Origin of the sequence: Christensenella sp., assembly GCF_034927525.1 — a bacterium.
Lineage (GTDB): Bacteria > Bacillota > Clostridia > Christensenellales > Christensenellaceae > Christensenella.
In genome coordinates this window covers 1-3,313 of record NZ_JAYFPU010000186.1, presented here as the reverse complement: position 1 = coordinate 3,313, position 3,313 = coordinate 1, and the positions used below count along the sequence as shown (strand labels likewise).

Here is a 3,313-nt window from a genome sequence, read left to right as displayed (position 1 = left end):
AACTGCGGAAAAACCACCATGTTCAACGAACTGACCGGAGCCTCACAATATGTGGGCAACTGGCCGGGCGTAACGGTGGAGAAAAAAGAAGGAAACCTCAAGGGATATAAGGATATCATCATTACAGACCTGCCCGGCATTTATTCATTGTCCCCTTATACCTTAGAGGAAGTTGTAGCACGCAATTATCTGCTCAAAGAAAAACCGGATGTGATCATCGACATCGTAGATGCGACAAATATCGAGCGTAACCTGTACCTGAGCACACAGCTTTTAGAAACAGGCATCCCCGTTGTGGTCGCGCTCAACATGATGGATGTTATCAAAAAAAATGGCGATAAAATTGATATTAAAAAGCTGAGCGAGCGGCTCGGTTGTCCTGTTATAGAGACATCCGCCCTAAAGGCGACGGGACTTAAGAATCTGATCGATACGGCGATCCACGTTCATAATACGGTAAAAACACAGCCTGTCCTGCACAAATTTGCGTCAGAGGTCGAGGATGTCCTCTCCTCCATCGGCCACACCATCGAAGGTATGGTAACGCCGGAAACACTTCGCTGGCACAGCGTCAAGCTGTTTGAGCGGGACGAAAAGGAACAGGAAGCGTTTCGTTTGACGCCGGACAAAAAGCAATATATCGAAAATATCATCAAACAGTGCGAAAACGAGTTTGACGACGACAGTGAGAGCATCATCACAGGCGAACGCTATTCATATATCCAGAAGCTGATGCACGAATGTGTCAAGAAGCGCGTAAGCGGGTTGAGTATTTCTGATAAGATCGACCGCGTCGTCACCAATCGCGCGGCAGCGATCCCCATTTTTATCGGCGTGATGTTCCTCGTCTATTTTATCGCCGTCAGCACGGTCGGCACGCTTGTCACAGACTGGACGAACGACGTACTGTTCGGCACATACGTCACAGACTGGGCGACAGATGGCCTTACCGCCATCGGCGCTTCCCCCTGGGTACTGAGCCTTGTGGTAGACGGTATCATCGGCGGCGTGGGCGCAGTCATCGGCTTTGTGCCACAGATGCTCATTTTGTTCCTGCTGCTCTCCTTGCTTGAAGACTGCGGCTACATGGCTCGCGTTGCATTCATCATGGATCGCGTCTTCCGCAAATTCGGGCTTTCGGGCAAATCGTTCATTCCTCTGCTCGTATCTTCGGGATGCGGCGTGCCCGGCATCATGGCCAGCCGTACCATAGAAAACGAGAGCGACAGGCGTATGACGATCATGACGACAACGTTCGTCCCGTGCAGCGCCAAGCTTCCCATCATTGCGCTCATCGCGGGCGCGCTGTTCCCTGAAAACTCGTGGTGGCTCGCTCCCAGCGCCTACTTCCTGGGGGTCGGCATGGTGCTCGTCTCAGGTATCATTTTAAAGAAGCTGAAGCCGTTTGCGGGCGAACCCGCGCCCTTCGTGATGGAGCTGCCCCAATACCGCGCTCCTGCGGCAAAAGGCGTACTTATGCACATGTGGGAACGCGCACGGTCGTTTATCATCAAGGCCGGTACCATCATCTTCGTATCCGCTGTTGTGATCTGGTTCCTGAGCAACTTCAACACCAGCTTTGAAATGGTGGATACGGGCGAAAGTATGCTTGCCGCCATCGGTACGTTCATTGCCCCGGTCTTTGCACCGCTCGGTTTTGGCGACTGGCAGTCCTCAGTGGCTACCATCACCGGGCTTGTGGCCAAAGAAAACGTGGTCGGTACGATGGGCGTCCTGCACGGGCTGATGGATGCGACCGAAGAAACGGGCGCGCTGCTATCAAGCGTCGCCGCCTCGTTCACAACCGTAAGCGCATTTTCATTCATGGCCTTCAACCTGCTGTGCGCACCCTGCTTTGCAGCGATCGGCGCGATCCGCCGCGAAATGAACAGCGCAAAATGGACATGGGCAGCGATCGGTTACCAGACATTGCTTGCCTATGTGGTCGCTTTTATCATCTTCCAGCTTGGAAGCGTACTGTTCTTGGGTACTGTTTTCAACATAGGTACGGTCATAGCGATTGCGCTCATTGCATTCATCGTATGGCTGATGGCGCGCAAAGGTTATCAGCCTAAAGCAAAGAACGAAAGAAGGTTCTCTGTAGAAGCCAGAAGTTAAAGGAAGTGATCTTATGGCAGATATTATCATCGGCGGCCTGATCGCCGCAGCTATCGTTTTTATAGTCGTGCGGGCATTCCGCAACCGAAAACGCGGCGGATGCAGCTCTTGCGGCTCGTGCAGCAGCTGCCCCAGCGCACACCACTGCTCTAAATAATCCAGAAACGAAAAGACCCGGTACTCACCGGGTCTTTTTTGCTGTTCTTTCCATAAATTCGACCGTCTTTTCAAAAGTCATCAGCGCATATTTCTCCGCTAAGTTAAACTGGTATTCGTGCATCAGTATTTTTTCTTTACGCGGATAAAGCACGCATTCCACTTCAACGCCTTTTTCTTTCAACGCCGCTTCCATTCTTATGGCATGCCCTTCAAACGAGCCCGTGTTCCCATCCGTCAGGAAAGCAGGCGGAAACAGCGTTGTGACCTTGTCTGTCAGCGCGTTCAGCTTTCCCGCCTGCGACGTATACCACTTCTTATCGTTCATGTACGCGCATGCAGCACGATTGAGCATCAGTCCCATGACAGGCGCATTGATGTCAGCAAGCTTTGGCATATCATAAGGCCCGCAGAAAAGCAATGCCCCGCGTATTGTTTCCTTATTCTCCACCACCTGCGGAATGCCTGTCTCCTGCGCATATCTTTCATACGTCTGCGCATTCAGAAACACAGACATGATTTGCGCCCCGGCAGAGTCCCCGCCAAAATACACGTTATCCAGATCGATCAGGTAGTCCTGCGCGTGCTTTTCAATATAACGATACGCCTCGCCGATTTGCAGCAGCGGCGCGGGATAATGCTCCTCCGGCGCAAGCGCATAATTCATGTTTACCACAACATAACCCCTGTCCGCCAGCAATACGCTATATGGCTCCGTATCCTTTTTATCGCCGCCCACATACGCTCCGCCGTGCATCCAAAATACGACCGGCAGTTTTTCCTGTCTTTCCTTGGGCCGGATGATATCCATCGTCCCACCCAAAAACGCCGATCCATAGTCGATATCCTCAAAAATATCCACGCGCTGCATATAACAGTCAAAATCTTTGGGATCACTGTACCCACTGTCAGAAAACATTGCCTTCACATACCGTGCTGTTGACTCGGGGGACGCGAAATAATAAAATACAAACAATACAATAAAACCTACGCCCATAAAAAACGTTTTCCCCAGCCATTTAAAAAACTTCATAATGCC

At 51.4% G+C, this 3,313-nt stretch carries 3 protein-coding genes; 2 read left to right on the top strand and 1 reads right to left on the bottom strand.

Annotated features, from left to right (window positions below; all coding sequences use genetic code 11):
• Both feoB and VB081_RS07675 read left to right on the top strand, forming a co-directional pair.
• A partial coding sequence (gene feoB / locus VB081_RS07680) for a ferrous iron transport protein B (RefSeq protein ID WP_323400237.1) occupies positions 1 to 2,118 on the top strand: 2,118 nt, incomplete at its 5' end.
• 13 nt (positions 2,119 to 2,131) lie between these two features.
• Positions 2,132 to 2,275: a FeoB-associated Cys-rich membrane protein gene (locus VB081_RS07675; RefSeq protein ID WP_323400236.1), complete on the top strand. Its 144-nt coding sequence runs from the start codon at positions 2,132 to 2,134 to the stop codon at positions 2,273 to 2,275.
• 24 nt (positions 2,276 to 2,299) lie between these two features.
• Here the strand turns inward: VB081_RS07675 and VB081_RS07670 are convergent.
• A partial coding sequence (locus VB081_RS07670; RefSeq protein WP_323400235.1) for an alpha/beta hydrolase occupies positions 2,300 to 3,313 on the bottom strand: 1,014 nt, incomplete at its 5' end.

Coding starts and splice junctions, on each gene's coding strand:
- VB081_RS07675 (WP_323400236.1), top strand. CDS start 2,132: ATGGCAGATATTATCATCGGCGGCCTGATCGCCGCAGCTATCGTTTTT.